Genomic DNA, 15,956 nt, shown 5'->3' with positions numbered 1-15,956 from the left:
GGAACCGTGATTTCAGTGCTCCCCTCGCCCGCGTTCAGTGGGAGAGGGGCTGGGGGTGAGGGAACTTAACAATTTCATCCTTCATATTTAGTTAAGACGGGGTTCAGTTCAGATGACCAAGGTTCGATTTAGCCGATTTTTGAGCGTTTTCTTGTTGTTGAGCAGCCTTGTGGCTTGTGGGACTGCCGAAAGTAGCATTACCCAAAGTCCAGCGACAACCGTGCCAGCAACCGCAACAACCGCTAGTGCCGCCGTAGCACCAACCGCGACCGTTGCGGTGAGTGCAACCGCCGCATTGACTCCGACCACAACAATTAGCCCAACCGCTGTGGTCAGCAGCACCAGCAACGTCAGCTATCCTTTGACGATCAAGGATAGTCTTGGCCGCGAAGTGACATTGCAAGCAGCACCCAGCCGCATCATTTCATTAGCGCCCTCGAACACTGAAATTCTGTTTGCGGTTGGCGCGGGTGATGCCTTGGTTGGCGTGACGAAGTATTGCAATTATCCAGAAGCAGCCAAAAGCATCGATCAAATTGGCGGTTTTTCGGCCAAATCGATCAGCCTCGAAACAATTGTGGCGCTCAAGCCCGATGTTGTATTTTCGGGCGATGAAAGCCAACAAACCGTCATCGATGCGCTGGCGCAAGCCAATATTCCCGTGATTGCAATCAAAGCAGAAAACTTTGAGGCAGTCTACGAAAACATTAATCTGATTGGTCAAGCTACCAATCATCCAAGCGAAGCAGCCCAAGTTGTGGCCAACATGCAAACGCGAATTGAGGCGGTAACTGCTAAAACCAGCACGCTTGCTGCTGCCGATAAATTGAGCGTGTTCTACGAAGTGTATGATGAGCCGTTGATGACTGCTGGCCCACAAACCTTCATTGGCCAGCTGATTGAGCTTGCAGGCGGGGTCAATATTTTCGCCGAATTGAGCGAAGAGTATCCCGAAATTAGCGCCGAAGAAGTGCTCAATCGCCAACCAGCGGTGTTGATCGGGCCTGACTCACGCGGCGACAAGTTCACTGCCGAGCTGCTTGCCCAACGCCCAGGCTGGAGCGAAATCAAAGCTGTCAAGGATGGCAAGGTGTTTGTTCTGGATGGTGATATTCTTTCGCGCCCAGGCCCACGTTTGGCCGATGCCTTGGAAGCAATCAGCCAAGCCTTGTATCCCGAATTGTTCAAATAAGCCGCAAACGAGCTTAATTGTTGTTTTCAAGTAGAGTCAGCATTGGCTCTGCTTGCTCAAGTTTTGAAGGGTTGGTTTTGGCACGCTTATTCTCCAAGCCCTATTGGCGCGATCTACTGGCATTTGGCGGCATGCTTGGCATCTTAGGATTAACGATGGTGGTGAGCCTTGGGATTGGTGCAGTGCAATTCAGCCCCAGTGATGTGCTGCAAGCCATTGTTCAGCCTAATCATCCTCACGCCAACAGCACCGCCGTAACAATCGTGTGGGATTTTCGGCTGGCGCGCATGCTGTTGGCCGCGCTAATTGGCGCTGGTTTGGCCAGTGCTGGGGCGGCATTCCAAGGCTTGTTTCAAAATCCCCTCGCCGATCCGTTTTCGATTGGCGCATCTGGCGGCGCAGCCTTGGGCGCAACCTTAGCGATTGTGCTACAAGTCCAATGGCAATGGCTGGGTTTTAATGCGATTGCACTGTGTGCCTTTATCGGCGCGTTGCTGGCAGTTGCAGTTGTGTATAGCATTGCCGAAGTTGGCGGCCACGCGCCGCGCACAGCCTTGCTGTTGGCAGGGGCAGCGCTCAGCACGATGCTTTCAGCAACCGTATCATTATTATTATTAATGAACGAGCAGCCGTTGTATGAGGTGTTTGCATGGTTGCTTGGCGGTTTATCAGGCCGCAGCTGGAACAATCTATCCAGTAGTTTGCCGTTTGTGTTGCTTGGCATTGCTTGGCTATGGCTGCTTGCGCGCCGAATCGATGCGCTGAGTTGTGGCGATGAAGTTGCCCAAAGTTTAGGCTTATCGCTGTGGCGCAGCCGGAGTGCCGTAATTGCCGCCGCCAGCATCACCACAGCCGCAACCGTCGCCAATGGTGGGATTATCGGTTTTATTGGCCTGATTGCGCCGCATATTGCCCGCTTGCTGTTTGGAGCCAACCATGCCCGCTTGATTCCGGCGAGCGGCTTAATTGGGGCCATGCTGTTGGTGCTGGCCGACACAACCGCCCGCACGATCGCCGCGCCCTTGGAACTCCCAGTTGGCATTTTGACAGCGATGCTCGGCGGGCCATTCTTTTTGTATGTGCTCAAGCGCTCACGAGGAAGCAGGATGTAAGGATGAAGGATGAAAACCAGAAAGCAAAAGTCAGAAGGCAGAAGTCAAAAATATGAAGTTCAGAGACCAGCTCAGGCAGCACGGGAGACAGACCAATAATCAAAATAATCTGTGCAATCTGTGGCTAAAAAACTTAACCTTCGTGTCTCTTCGCGCTCTTCGCGGTTTCGGCTCCTTTGTGCCTAAATTTTTAACGCAGTGGCGCAGAGAAGATATGGCGATGGGCTATTGGCTTTGGGCTATAGGAATAATAATTTGGGTCAATCTGTGCAATCTGTGGCCAAAAAACTTAACCTTCGTGTCCTTCGCGTTCTTCGCGGTTTCGGCTCCTTTGTGCCTAAATTTTTAACGCAGCGGCGCAGAGAAGAGATGGCTATGGGCTCTAGGCTATGGGCTAGCGGAAGATAATCAAAATAATCTGTGCAATCTGTGGCCAAAAAACTTAACCTTCGTGTCCCTTCGCGCTCTTCGCGGTTACAGGCCCTTCGTGTCCTTCGTAGATCAATTTTGGAGTCGACCTAACCATGAATAACGGCAGCCAAATCCAGCCCCCGACCTCCGACCTCCAACCCCCAATCCTCAAGGTTGAACAACTGAGTTGTCGTTATGGTGCGCGTGAGGTCTTTGCCCAGCTTGATTTAGCTGCAGCCAAAGGCGAAGTGCTGGCCTTGCTTGGGCCAAATGGCGCTGGCAAAAGCACGTTATTACGCTGTTTGGCGCGGCTACAACAGCCACAACAAGGCCAAATTTGGCTTAATAATCAGCCATTATGGCAGATGAAGCAGCGCTTGGCAGCCCAACAAATTGCCTTTGCCCCACAAAACCATGGCCTCAATAGCGATCTGACGGTTGAGCAAATGCTGCTGCTTGGGCGCACGCCGCATCGCGGTTGGTTGCTACCAATGAGCAAAGCCGATCGCGCAATCGTTGAACAATTACTTGAACGCTTCAATTTAACTCAATATCGTGAGCAGAGTTTAGCCGAGCTTTCGGGCGGCGAACAACGGCGGGTAATTATCGCCCGCGCCTTAGCCCAGCAACCAAGCATCTTGTTGCTTGATGAGCCAACCGCCCATCTTGATTTAAAATATCAACTTGAAATTATGCAATTAGTCAGCGAGTTGGCCCATAGCGATGGGGTTTGCGTCATTTTGACCTTGCACGATCTGAATCAAGCCAGCCTTTGCGCCGACCGGATTGCGCTCTTGGCCCATGGCCGCTTGCAAGCAGTTGGCCCGCCAAGCAGCGTGCTACGTAGCGAATTGATCGAGGCGGCCTACGATGTGCCAGTTCAATTAATCGAACATCCCAGCCATGGCCTGCCGTTGGTAATGCTTCAACCACAACCCAAGGAACGATCATGGCGCATTTAGTCTTATTTACTGGCGGCGCACGCAGCGGCAAAAGCTGGCGCGCCGAGCAATATGCCAGCCAACAAGCAGAACAGGTGTATTACCTTGCCACGGCCCAAGCTGGCGATAGCGAAATGCAGCAGCGGATTGGCCTGCACCAAGCGCAACGGCCTAGCCATTGGCAAACCATCGAAGCGCCGTTGGCTGCCAGCCAAGCATTAAACCAACTCCCACGTGGCAGCGTGGTCTTGCTCGATTGTCTGACCTTATTGGTGAGCAACCTGTTGCTTGCCAACGAAGCCCAGCCCGAACCTGTGATCCAAACTGAAATTGCCGCAATATTGGCGGCCCAGCAAACCCGCAATTTACACCTGATTGTCGTAACCAATGAAGTTGGCATGGGCATTGTGCCCGCCTACGCCTTGGGCCGCGTCTATCGCGACCTGATTGGCCGTGCCAACCAGCAAATTGCGGCAGCGGCCAACGAGGTCTATCTGGTGATTGCTGGCTTGCCAATCGAAATTCGCCAGTTACAGCCAGCGTGGGCCAAATGATGCAACAACCAATCCATGGCGCAATCGATTATGCAGAATTGCAACAACACGGGCTTAACCCAAGCCAAATCTGCGATTTCAGCAGCAACGTTAATCCGCTTGGCACGCCAGATTTTATTCGGGCAGCACTCGTAAACGTCGATTTGGCTCACTATCCCGATCGCCAAGCGTTGGCGTTGCGGGCAGCGCTAGCCAAGCATCACACTTGCGCGCCAGAACAATTGCTCGTTGGCAATGGCAGCAATGAACTAATTCACTTAATTGCCCGTGCATTGCTGCAAGCCAACGATTATGTTGTGCTAATCGAGCCAACCTTTGGCGAATACGCTTATGTCAGCAATTTGGTTGGCGCACAGCTCATTCGCTATCAAGCAAGCGCCGAAACTGGCTTTCAGGTTGATGTTGCTGCCTGCTGCCAATTGATTGCCGAATATCGCCCACGCTTGGTTTGGCTCTGCAACCCCAACAATCCAACTGGCAGCTATTTGCCAGCCCAAGCAATTGAGCAACTTCAAACAGCCTGTGCCGCAGTCCAAGGCTATTTGGTGCTCGATTTGGCCTATGCCGATCTAGGGGTCGGGGGTCAGGGGTCGGGGGTCGGGGGTTGGAAATTGAATGATTCTATTGAATTGAACTCCCCTCGCCCGCTGCGTGGGCGAGGGGTTGGGGGTGAGGGAACGCAAACCAATCCCCAGTCCCCAGCCCCCAACCCCCACACAATCTACCTTTACTCATTGACCAAAAGCTATGCTTTGGCGGGCTTGCGCTTGGGCTATGTTATGGCTGAGCCAAACATCATCACGGCCTTGCGGCGCTGGCAGCCACAATGGAGTGTCAATAGTTTGGCGCAGGCGGCAGGCTTGGCGATTATGGCAAATTCAGCGTGGCTAGCGCAAAATCTGGGCCAATGGTGGGCTTGGAGCGATCAACTGCGGGCTGAATTAGGCCAACTCGGGTTGCGGGTTTTGCCCAGTTGCTTGCCATTTTTCTTGGTTGAAGTGCAGAATGCTACTCAAACCCGCAGCGCGTTATTGCAGCACGCATGTTTGGTGCGCGATTGTAGCTCGTTTGGCTTGCCCAGCTTGATTCGAATTGCCCCACGCCAGCCACACCAGAATCAGCGCTTGCTTGCAGCTTGGAGAACCTTATGCTCGCCCCAGTTTTGATGGTTGTTGGAACCGCTTCGTCGGTTGGCAAAAGCACCTTAGTCAGTGCGTTGTGTCGCATCGCCGCTCGCCGTGGCATTCGGGTTGCGCCGTTCAAGGCCCAAAATATGAGCAACAATGCCGCCGTGACGGCCAATGGCGAAGAAATTGCCCGCAGCATTGCGGTGCAAGCAGCCGCCGCCAAGCTTGCGCCCAGCGTGCAGATGAATCCGATTTTGATCAAGCCCGAAGGCCAGCGCCGCAGCCAAATTATTGTGCAAGGCCGACCATGGCGTACCCTTGATGCAATCGATTATTGGCAACGCAAGCAAATGCTGTGGGATATTGTTAGCAGCAGCCTCGATAATTTGCGCCAAGACTATGATTTGGTGATTGCCGAAGGCGCTGGCAGCCCAGTTGAACTGAATCTCAAAGCCCACGACATCACCAATATGCGGGTCGCAACCTATGCTCAAGCCCAAACTTTGTTGGTTGGCGATATTGATGTTGGCGGAATTTTCGCGGCCATGTTGGGCACGCTCATGTTGCTAGAGCCTGAGGAACGCCAATTAATCGCTGGCCTGATTGTCAATCGTTTTCGCGGCGATCCCGCCTTATTTACTGATGGCATTGCGATGCTCGAACAGCGTAGCAATAAGCCAGTTTTGGGCGTTGTGCCGTGGTTGCCGCAGCTTGGCCTGCCCGAAGAAGATGCGGTGGCCTTAGAACGGCCTGCGCAAATGGCAACCACGGCGGGATTAACAATTGGAGTAATTCAGCTGCCAGCGATTGCCAACTTCGACGATTTTGATCCGTTGGCGCAGGAGCAAGGCGTGGCAGTGCGCTATATCAAGCAGCCGCACGAATTGGCTGATTGCCACGCGTTAATTGTGCCTGGCACGAAGCACACGCTTGCCGCCCGCCAATGGCTCAGCGAGCAGGGCTTCGATCAGCCAATTCAACAATTTCAAGGCCCAATCGTTGGCATTTGCGGCGGTTATCAGCTGCTCGGCCAACAGATTGATGATCCACAAGCGCTCGAAGGCAACGGCGGCAGTCTGGCAGGCTTAGGCCTTTTGCCCATCACAACCGTGTTTAGTTCCGAAAAACAAACCCGCCAAGTGCATGCCACCAGCCATTTGGCGTGGGCCAAGGATTGCCCGCTAACAGGCTATGAAATTCATCTAGGCCGCACCACCTTACTCGCCGATCAGGCTGCGTTGACGATTGAGCTTGCAGGCTCCAGCCACCCCGATGGTTGCATGCGGGCTGATGGCAAGGTTTGGGGCTGTTATCTGCATGGCATTTTTGCCAACCAAGCTTTTCGCCATGCGTGGCTAGGTAGCCTCGGCTGGCAAGCCCAAGCCGCACAGCCAGCAAGCGATCCCTTCGAGCGCCTCGCCGACCACGTTGAACAAGCCTTGGAGCCAAATTTATTAGCAAAACTATTGAGCGGAGAGCAAAAAAGAACATAGAACAGAGCGAAAGGATGAAGGATGAGAGATGAAGGATGAAAACCCATAGCCCAATCCTCACCATCTGTGGCTAAAAAGAACATAGAACAAAGAGCATAGAACATAACGTCAGTGGTCAGAGATCAGGCGCTATTGGCTATTGGAACATCATCCACATAATCTGTGTAATCTGTGGCCAAAAAACTTAACCTTCGTGTCCTTCGTGCTCTTCGTGGATCAATGCTTAACGCAGCGGCGCAGAGAATATCAGGCTATTGGCTATTGGCAATAAAACCCACGAAAGGTACGAAAAACCCGAAACCACGAAGAACGCGAAGGACGCGAAGTGAGGTCTATAGGCTATTGATTTTTGCCTTTTGACTTCTGATTTCTGATTTTACCCCTATGTTCTATGCTCTTTGCTCTATGTTCTAGGCTACTGCCACAACTGCTCACACTGCCACTCATCGTTGGCTGCGGCGAGGCATTGCAGTTTTGGCCACCAATAAGCCTGATCAGCGCCAGCAACTGCATTCCAAATCGGGTCAAACAGCATATACGCCAACATCAAGCGATAATCGCTGCACAGTTGTTGCCACGAATAATTAATCCCTGCGCCAATCAAGCCCGCCAAATAGCGCCGCAACAATTGCTCTTCCGCCAACGCGCGTTGGGTCGGATTCCAAAACGTGGCCAGCAAATAGACCAAATCGTAGGTTGGCAGGTTGGCCGAAGCATCGCCAAAATCCAACAAATAGGCATCTTCGGCATGCGGGTCTTTGGGGCAGAAAAATTGGTTGAAGTAGCAATCGCCCTGCGAAAGAGTTAATTGCTTGCCGCTGCCAACCCGTGGCTCAAGCCAGCGTTGCCAAAGGGTTGGCAAGGCATTTAAAGTTGTTGTTAGGCGATCATGCAATGCGCCGTTGAGGATTGAGCCATGGCGGGAGAGAAATTGCTGCCATTCGTGCTGTCGACGTTGCACGTGCTGGGCATGCGCCGTGGCATCGTTATACCACCAGCGTACTGCAAACGCTGAATCGGCTTGGCCTAGGGGTGCTGCCTCCCACCACGAAGAATGCAATTGGGCCAAGGCATCAATACACATAAAGCGGCGCTGCTCTTTTGGCATGCTCTCGCCAGCAATTAGAGCTATCCGCTCAATCGCTGGCTCATGAGTTTCGCTCACATCGGCCAACAAACAATTGGCAACGCCTGAAGCCGCATCGTAGCCAGCAGCATAGCAGGCAACCATTGGCAGGTGCAACAGATCATTGTTTTTTGCATACTCATAAATTGCGACTTCATGCGCACCATGGTGATTGTGGGTAATTTTGAGCACAAGTTGACGTGGTGCTTTAAGCGGCGTGCGAAACAATTGCAATTGAATATGGCCAATTTGCGAATTGGCTGCATGTTCCTCGACCAGCTGAAAATGGCGAATCGTGCCAGCGCCCAACCACGGCTGTAGGTGCTCAATCAGCCACGCCAACGAGAGGTCACTCAACGAATGGAGTACGCGCATGATCGCTCCTTAACAGCTGACGATCAATTGCCGCGATGCCTCACATTGAGTTGCTGCCCACGGGTCACATTGATCGCATAGGTGATTCCTTGTTGCAGGCTACTATGCGTCATGATCGAGCGGAAATCAATCCCTAAAGTAACCAAGGTTTGGGCCAATTCAGGCCGAATGCCCGTGATAATTACGCGTGCGCCTAGTAGCTGAACGCTGTTGGCCGCCCGAATTAGCAAGCCTGCAACTTGGGTATCCATCACCGGAACGCCAGTTACATCAACAATCGCAATTTGGGCCTTGTTGATATGCACGCCTTCGAGCAAGGTTTCCATAAATTGCTGGGCACGCGCTGTATCCACGCTGCCAACCAACGGCAACAGTACCACCGTGTCGGCAATTGGAATCAGCGGAGTCGAGAGTTCAATCAGGGCTTGTTGTTGGGTGCGAATAATTTCTTCGTGCAAGCGTTGGCGCTCGGCCTCGGCCTGTTTTTGGTCGCTAATGTCGTGGGCAATCACCGAAAAGAAGCTTGGCTGTTGATCAACATCATAGTGGCAAAGCATTTGATACATCACTGGCAAGCGTTGGCCATGGGCTGGTTTAAGCTCATGCTCGCCCATCCACGAGCCATGAACTTGAGCATGGTGCAAAGTTTTGGCCAGCCATTTCTGCTCGCTTTTGTCGGGGTGCAGATCGTCCCAGCTTAATTGATTCGCAGCATCAGTTGGCTCAATTGCTAATAAACGCCGCGCCGCTGGATTGAGATATTGCATCTTGCCAGAAAGATCAGCGATTGCCACAATATCGTTTGTCGAACTCAAAATCGTATCAAAGCGCCCCAACAGGGCTTCGGCCTGCTTCTGCTCAGTAATATTCAGCAACAAGCCATCCCACAGAATTGCCCCGTTGATCAAGCGGGTCGGACGCGAAGCTCCTTGTAGCCAATTTTCTTGGCCATCGATGTAGACCCGACCTTCCCAGCGCCATGGTTCAAGTGTGCGCGCCGATTCCATAATTGCTTCTTGGAAGCGAACGCGATCGCTTGGATTGACTGCTTCGGTCACAATGCTGGCATCGCGCATAATTGCCTCTGGCTCAAGACCATAAATATCGCGGCTGCCAGTGCTAACAAAGGGAAAATGCATGGTGTGGTCGGGTTCGAGCAAAAATTGATACACCATGCCGGGCACGTTTTCAATAATTCGCTGCAAACGGGCTTCATTTTCAGTCAATGCCGCTGAAGCAGCAACATCATTGCTGAGATCGTGTGAAATGCCAACTGTGCCAACAATTTCGCCTGCTTGGTTGCGAATTGGATGTTTGATCGTCGAAAAAAGATGCACCTCGCCATTATGCCGCGTCACTGGCTCAGAACTAACCAACAACGGTTGACCGGTTTCAAAGACCTGGGCATCATCGCGCACATATTGTTCGGTATAGCTTGGCTGGTTGAATTCAGCATCAATCACATCTTGCAACTGCTGCTCATTCATCCCATAATATTCGCGAAAGGCCCGATTGGCATAGCGAATGTGCGAGCCAGGGCCTTTGTAGAGAATCAAATCGGGGATGGTATCCAAAATTTGTTCATAAATTGAGAGTTGGGCACGCAAGGCGATGATTTTTTGCTGTAGGTCACTCGTCGTTTCATCCTGATCCACATACACATCTGTCCCCATTCCGTGCCTCCTCGGTTTAGTATTTGCTGATCGCTTTAGTGTCCGCTATCTAGGGTGATCTGCGCCTCCCACAAAGGTCACGATCTTATCTAGTACTTCTGTCGAATGCAGGATGCCACTATGTCCTAGTTTGCTGGTAGCCAAAAGTTCTGAGTTGGGCCAATGTTGCTGCAATTCTTGGCCATAACGAAAATCAACCCGCAGATCATTGCGGTCGTGCACAATCAAAGCTGGCGGTAAATGCTCAGTCGGCATCGATTTCATGGCATAATAGCTTGCTGGCTGGCCAAATTCACGCTGTAAGGCTTGGTTGAATAAGCGTTTTAGGCGTTGCGATAGGCCAAAGCCATCGGCAAATGCGCCAGTCATATATTCGCCGCTGGTCGGCGCGCCCATCAGCACAACCAGTTGGGGCTGCGGAACGCCCAACATGCCGAGCATCCACGCGCTACAAGCTGCCCCAAACGAGTGCGCAACAATCAGATTGAAGGGGCCAAGTTGCTGCACAGTTGCGGCCAATGCTGCGCTAAAATCGGGAATGCTGGTGGTTGTGCCTTCGGAAGCGCCGTGGGCTGGGCCATCGATTGCGGTCACTTCGTAGCCAAGCGCAACCAAGCGCGGAGCCAAGGCATGCCAGCGTCGGGCATCGTGCTCCCAACCATGCACCAGCAACGCTTTGCGCGGCCCAGTGCCCCAGCGATAGGCCTGCAAGCGCAAAGCGTTATGCTCAACCTGCAAACGCTGAGCCGATTGGAGAAATTTTGAGCTTTTGTTGGCTGCCGCCCGCCGTGGTTGGAGAAAAAGCTTAAGCACCATGCGCCCTGCAAGTTGCGGTGCAACATAGCTTAGGCCGCCAATCCCATTGCGCAGCAAACGCGCTTGCCACGGAAGTTTTATTGTTTGAGTTGCCATATGTTCCCCCTAAGAGCCGCCAATGTGCCGCTTCTTAAACCACTATCGGGTATTGTAATCAGCAATGTTACCACTGTCAACATAGAGGTATTGAATGATCGAAGAACGCTATCATCATGGCGATTTGCGCCAAGCGCTGTTGGCAATTGCCAAGCAACAGCTGACGAGCCAAGGCTTTGAAGCGCTCAGTTTACGGGCGATTAGTCGTGAGGCGGGCGTGAGCCATGCGGCGGCTTATCGCCATTTTCCCAATAAAGAGGCCTTGGTGGCGGCTTTGGCCTGCGCTGGGTTTGAGCAATTAGCGGCCTTTGTTGAAGCTAAGGTGATGCAGTACAGCGCTGATCCACGCGAGCAATTTTTTCAATGTGGCATTGCCTATGTGCAATTTGCCCTGAATAATGCGCCCTTATTTCGGGTAATGTTTGGGGTTTCGGGGGTTGATCGCTTGCAATATCCCGCAACCCATGCCGCAGCCCAAGCCAGTTTTGGGGTGTTAGTCGGCACAATTCAACGCGGCCAAGCAGCAGGTCTGCTTGGCGCAGGCGAGCCGCGGCAACTGGCTTTTACCGCTTGGGCGGTGGTGCACGGCTTGGCAACCCTCGCGCTCCAAGATCAAATTACCTCCCAACAAGGAGCGATTGATTCGGAGCGCTTAGTTCGTAATAGCGCAAAGCTGCTTTGGAATGGCTTGAAATATGGCCAAGCTTAGGCCATATGCGCATCAAGCCATTCGACAATCAAGGGAATTAATGTGGTTTGTTCTGGCTCGTTCAACACTTCGTGATACAAGCCTGGGTAGGTGTGCAAGGTTTTATCCTGCGATTTAAACAGGCCAAAGGCGTGAATTGCCGCCTCAGGGCTAACCAAACGATCATCTAAGCCTTGCAACATCAGCACTGGCAAGCTAATTTCGCCAGCCCGTTGGTCAATTATTCGCGTTGCATTGATCATCGCCGTGCCCATTTGCGATTTGATGCCGCCTTTATAATTCAGCTCATCAGCCTTGAAAGCCTCGACCACTTTGGGATCGCGGCTGTTCCATTGCGGGTCAAACGGCGCAACTGGCAGCTGCGGCAGAAATTTGCTAATAAACGCACCAACTTTAACCACCGCTTTTGGTGTTTTGGCATCGACTTTGAAGGCTGGGCCAGTCAGCACCAAGCCATGCAAATTATGGCCATATTCCAAGGTGTAGAGCGTGCTAATCAAGCCACCCATGCTATGGCCAAGCATAAAGAGCGGCCCATTTGGCTCTTTATCGCGCACCAAACGCACAAAACTCGCTAAATCGTTGACAAACTCTTCGAAATGTTTGACGGTCGCCCGATTGCCTTGCGATTGGCCATGACCACGATGATCGAGCGCCCAAACGCTGTAGTTGGCAGCAACCAAGGCCTCGGCCACATGCCGATAGCGCCCGCTGTGCTCTGCATAGCCATGCACCACCACGACCGTTGCTTTGGGTGTAGCTGGCCGCCATGTTTGATAAAAAATTGTGGTGTTGTGAACGCCAGTAAAGGTTGCCGTTGTATGTTCCATTGATAGGCCTTTCTGTTTTTAGGGATCGGTTGTCGGGAATCGGGGATCAGTTTGCTTCACAAAAGCCACGAAGGATGCAACCGCGAAGATCACTAAGATTCCGTTAAGCAGTTTTCTGAAATTAAATACATTCTAAGTTTCCAACAAACTCAACATTCGTGCTCTTCGTGGTTAAAACTATCTTCTTCCCTTATCTGGTGATTCTCTGCGCCTCTGCGTTAAACCCCGATCCCCAGCCCCCAGCCCCCGAACCCCAATTTCTATGCTCTCTGTTCTAAATCAATTCTTCGTAGACTGCCCGAATTTGGGTATATTTATGCTCCCACGTTAGCTCGGCTAGGGTTTGCGCATAGCCGCGTTGGCCAAGCTGCTGCGCTAAGCCTGGCTCGGTCAGGAGTTTGGTTAAGCTGCTGGTTAATTGAGCAACATTGCCATAATCGACCAATAAGCCTGTTTCACCATCGCGAATCACCGCCGGCACCCCGCCAGCCCGTGCCCCAATCACGGGCAAGCGATACAACCACGCCTCAAGGTAGACAATGCCAAACGAATCGGTGCGCGATGGCATGGCAAACAGGCTTGCCGCCGCCAAGGCATCACGTTTGCGTTCTTGCGGCGCACGAGCAAAGACATGAATCCGTTGCTTGCTGGCAGGGTCGAGCGTCTCCCAAAGCTGCTCGAAGTGGGCCATCGGTGTACCAACCATCACCAAATGCTCGGCGCGGCCACTTGCCCAAAGCTGCTCCATCGCGCGAATAAGGTCAAATGCGCCTTTTTCTTTGGCCAACGTGCCGATATACAACACAAATGGCTGTTGAATGCCAGTTTCTTGGCGAAAACGCTCAGCATCGCCGCCAGCTAATTCGCTTGGCTCAACCCCCACGCCAATGCAACGCATCGTTGATCGCGCAATCCCGCAATCGTCCAAATAATCGGCTTCGAGCGGCGTTTGCACAATCACCCGATCTGCTTGTTGCATCAATTTAATGTGATGCGGCATTGTATAATAGCGCACTAACGAGCGATCGCCTGGCACGCCCAAATGCACATAGGGCGAAAGCACAAACGGTACCTTGGCTTGTTTGGCATATTTCAAGGCCGGAATCAGCATAAAATCCAAGGTAATATTAGCAGCATGCACCAAATCGAATTGATCGAGCTGTTGGTGGAGCGCACGATTGAAGGCTGGCAAGCGGGGGGTGATTTGGCTGAGCGCCATCAACAGCTTGCTGGTTGCTGGCACGCGGCCCAATTCCAACATTGCGCGGCGCAAAATTGGGTAGACCAAAGCTGGGCCAGGCGCACGAACCACTGGAAAGCGTCGAATCGCTACGCCATTATGCTGCTCGTTGGGCTGATCGATGGTGCGCCGACCCTTGGCCCAAAAATGGTCAAGATCCCAGGCGTTGCTCGTCCAAACATCGACCGTATGGCCTTCGGCAGCCAAGCGTTCAGCAATCACTTGGCAAACCTGCTCCGAACCACCAATGTATGGGTAATAGCGCTGAATAACTTGTAAAATCCGCATGAATACTCGCTAACGGCCACAACCAGCAGGATTTTTGGCTTGGGCATACAACCGATCGAATTCAGCCATATAATGCCGCGCCAAATCAGGATCAGTGATAATCAATAAATTTTCGTCGTTATTATTTTCAGCAGCAGCAGTAAAATTATACGAGCCGGTAATCACAATTTTTTCATCAATTACCATTGTTTTATTATGTAAAATATAACAATTCGCATCGCGAAAAATTGGAATGCCAGCTTTTTCCAAAATGCCAAATTCCGAGCCAGTGCCATCAGCATTCCGCGCTTCCATCACCACTTGAACTTCTACGCCTGCTTTATGGCGATCGATCAAGGCTTGGGCGGTATCGTCGTCGGTAAACGAAAAAGCCAGCACATTAACCGATTGCTTGGCGTTTTTGATGTAGTTGACGATTTTGGCGCGTGGTTTATCAACTGGCGAGAAATAGGTTTCAATTTGCACGCCACCAGCAAGTTTAATCACTGGATTGGGGGTATTTTTGGGTGCTTTGCCGCCCATTTTGCCTGCAAACAAATCAAGAAAACGTTGGCGATAATTCGCAACCAATTCTGGAACTCGCGAACGAAGCATATTATTGTTATTGCGATAGACATCGTTCACAACTAAATTCATCGAGCCAGTCCAGACAATCGCATCATCGATCACAACGATTTTATTGTGCATAAAGGCTGAGCGTTCATCCCAGGTAATTGGAATTCTGGCAGCTTCCAAACGGCCTGTGGTTTCAGCAACTTCTGGAGCCGCCAAGTTTTCGTCATCAACGACTAATTGCACTTTTACCTTGCGTTTTTTGGCTCGAATCAACGCATCGGTCATCAAATCCAAATCAAAATCGAATGAAGCAATATAAATTGTGCTTTTGGCAGCATCAATGTCGGCAATGATGCCTGCATCAACCCCCCCTTTGCGCCCAGCAGCTTTTTCGGGGTAGCTTGGGCGGGTGAAGAAAACTTGATACCACGCGCCTTGAGCCACAGAAGCTTTATTCGGGTCAATCGCCGCTGCCACAGCATTGGCATCAGGCTGATTGGCGGGCAAGGTTGGCTGGGCCACGCTGGTCGGCTGATCGCTGGTGCGCCCAAGCCAGCGATCAAAATAGCCCTCTTGATAGCAATACACCAATCCCGCAATCAGCAGAATCAGGATAATTTGCCAAGGCTTGAGCTTCGTCGTTGATTTGCTACGCGCCATAGATCAGCCTTTCAGTAGAGATCGGGGATCGGTCGTTGGGGATTGGGGATCTGGAGCACAGCTGTGTAGTTCAATCGCCTAGCGCTCCCCTCACCCCCTTGCCCCCTCTCCCGCCCACGAGGCAAGGGGGCAACACCACCATATCATTATAGCTCCCCTCGCCCGCGTTCAGTGGGAGAGGGGCTGGGGGTGAGGGGATGCTGTTGGTTGTTACCAATCAACCAGTACATTTATGTTCTATGCTCTTTGCTCTATGTTCTCAACCTCGCCAGCCACGCCGACGCTTGATCCGATGTGAACGGGGGCGGGCATTCGCTCCCAAGGTTGCGCCAATGCGATTAAGTTTGCTAGTAATGGTGCTTTGGTTGCTAGCAGCTTGGCCAGCGCTCGCCAGCACGCTTTGGCCAAGTTTGCCCATTTGGCTGGCGATGGTTGCTGCCGATTGATTTAAGGCGTTGGCAGCGGCCTGACCAGCTTGGGCAGCAGGATCAGGCGCGGGAGTCGTGTGAGCAACTACTGCCGTATGCGCTTTATTTAACGCAGCATTCGCCGCCGCCAACACTCCAGTCACATCAACAAGATCATCGCGATTGGCTTGGTGCGCTGCTTGCAGCACTTCATCTTCGGCGACTCCAGCCTGAAGTTGTTGCTCAGCCCAGCGCAACAGCGCCTTGGCAGTTGTATCAGTCAAGTTGTCGGTCAAACGCTCGTTGTTGGCAAGGCGCTCGAAAGCTGCTAATCGTTCAAGACTCATAGGA

At 52.2% G+C, this 15,956-nt stretch carries 14 protein-coding genes; 7 read left to right on the top strand and 7 right to left on the bottom strand.

Translation table 11 applies throughout. The features are described from left to right. Positions 1–112 precede the first annotated feature (112 nt). From ACFMKP_RS03900 to ACFMKP_RS03875, 6 genes are all read left to right on the top strand, one after another. Positions 113–1,192, top strand: a complete 1,080-nt coding sequence (locus ACFMKP_RS03900) for an ABC transporter substrate-binding protein (RefSeq protein ID WP_382289238.1) — start codon at positions 113–115, stop codon at positions 1,190–1,192. A gap of 17 nt (positions 1,193–1,209) precedes the next feature. Next, entirely contained in the window at positions 1,210–2,304 is a 1,095-nt protein-coding gene (locus tag ACFMKP_RS03895; protein WP_382289236.1) for a FecCD family ABC transporter permease, read from the top strand. A 524-nt stretch (positions 2,305–2,828) separates the two neighbouring features. Beyond that, on the top strand, positions 2,829–3,677 hold the full coding sequence (locus ACFMKP_RS03890) for an ABC transporter ATP-binding protein (RefSeq protein ID WP_382289234.1): 849 nt from the start codon (positions 2,829–2,831) through the stop codon (positions 3,675–3,677). Then, positions 3,665–4,210 carry a bifunctional adenosylcobinamide kinase/adenosylcobinamide-phosphate guanylyltransferase gene (gene cobU, locus ACFMKP_RS03885; protein ID WP_382289232.1) on the top strand — a complete coding sequence of 182 codons (546 nt, stop codon included), beginning with the start codon at positions 3,665–3,667 and terminating at the stop codon, positions 4,208–4,210. The genes ACFMKP_RS03890 and cobU overlap by 13 nt, the downstream gene beginning before the upstream one ends. Beyond that, positions 4,207–5,376, top strand: a complete 1,170-nt coding sequence (locus ACFMKP_RS03880; RefSeq protein ID WP_382289230.1) for a pyridoxal phosphate-dependent aminotransferase — start codon at positions 4,207–4,209, stop codon at positions 5,374–5,376. The genes cobU and ACFMKP_RS03880 overlap by 4 nt, the downstream gene beginning before the upstream one ends. After that, positions 5,358–6,830: a cobyric acid synthase gene (locus ACFMKP_RS03875; RefSeq protein ID WP_382289228.1), complete on the top strand. Its 1,473-nt coding sequence runs from the start codon at positions 5,358–5,360 to the stop codon at positions 6,828–6,830. The genes ACFMKP_RS03880 and ACFMKP_RS03875 overlap by 19 nt, the downstream gene beginning before the upstream one ends. A 415-nt stretch (positions 6,831–7,245) precedes the next feature. On the opposite strand, the gene ACFMKP_RS03870 is transcribed toward ACFMKP_RS03875, so the two are convergent. From ACFMKP_RS03870 to ACFMKP_RS03860, 3 genes are read right to left on the bottom strand one after another with little or no spacing between them, the layout of a single operon-like run. Further along, positions 7,246–8,331: a phosphotransferase family protein gene (locus ACFMKP_RS03870; RefSeq protein ID WP_382289226.1), complete on the bottom strand. Its 1,086-nt coding sequence runs from the start codon at positions 8,329–8,331 to the stop codon at positions 7,246–7,248. A 23-nt stretch (positions 8,332–8,354) separates the two neighbouring features. Next, a complete protein-coding gene (locus tag ACFMKP_RS03865) occupies positions 8,355–10,004 on the bottom strand; it encodes a PAS domain S-box protein (protein WP_382289224.1) in 1,650 nt (549 codons plus the stop codon). A gap of 45 nt (positions 10,005–10,049) precedes the next feature. Further along, on the bottom strand, positions 10,050–10,916 hold the full coding sequence (locus tag ACFMKP_RS03860) for an alpha/beta fold hydrolase (protein ID WP_382289222.1): 867 nt from the start codon (positions 10,914–10,916) through the stop codon (positions 10,050–10,052). A gap of 94 nt (positions 10,917–11,010) precedes the next feature. Here ACFMKP_RS03860 and ACFMKP_RS03855 point away from each other — a divergent pair, with 94 nt between their 5' ends. Next, positions 11,011–11,625 (top strand): TetR/AcrR family transcriptional regulator, encoded by a 615-nt coding sequence (locus tag ACFMKP_RS03855; protein WP_382289220.1) that lies wholly within the window; start codon positions 11,011–11,013, stop codon positions 11,623–11,625. Here the strand turns inward: ACFMKP_RS03855 and ACFMKP_RS03850 are convergent. From ACFMKP_RS03850 to ACFMKP_RS03835, 4 genes are all read right to left on the bottom strand, one after another. Further along, positions 11,622–12,455 carry an alpha/beta hydrolase gene (locus tag ACFMKP_RS03850; RefSeq protein ID WP_382289218.1) on the bottom strand — a complete coding sequence of 278 codons (834 nt, stop codon included), beginning with the start codon at positions 12,453–12,455 and terminating at the stop codon, positions 11,622–11,624. The genes ACFMKP_RS03855 and ACFMKP_RS03850 overlap by 4 nt on opposite strands. Before the next feature lie 274 nt (positions 12,456–12,729). Further along, positions 12,730–13,983, bottom strand: coding sequence for a glycosyltransferase family 4 protein (locus ACFMKP_RS03845; RefSeq protein ID WP_382289216.1), 1,254 nt, complete (start codon positions 13,981–13,983; stop codon positions 12,730–12,732). Positions 13,984–13,992: 9 nt separating this feature from the next. Next, positions 13,993–15,198: a phospholipase D-like domain-containing protein gene (locus ACFMKP_RS03840; RefSeq protein ID WP_382289215.1), complete on the bottom strand. Its 1,206-nt coding sequence runs from the start codon at positions 15,196–15,198 to the stop codon at positions 13,993–13,995. Positions 15,199–15,457: 259 nt separating this feature from the next. After that, positions 15,458–15,952, bottom strand: coding sequence for a hypothetical protein (locus tag ACFMKP_RS03835; RefSeq protein WP_382289214.1), 495 nt, complete (start codon positions 15,950–15,952; stop codon positions 15,458–15,460). Positions 15,953–15,956 lie beyond the last annotated feature (4 nt).

It is taken from the genome of Herpetosiphon sp. NSE202 (genome assembly GCF_042688385.1).
Classification (GTDB): Bacteria; Chloroflexota; Chloroflexia; order Chloroflexales; family Herpetosiphonaceae; genus Herpetosiphon.
This window is presented reverse-complemented; position numbering and strand designations above follow the sequence as displayed.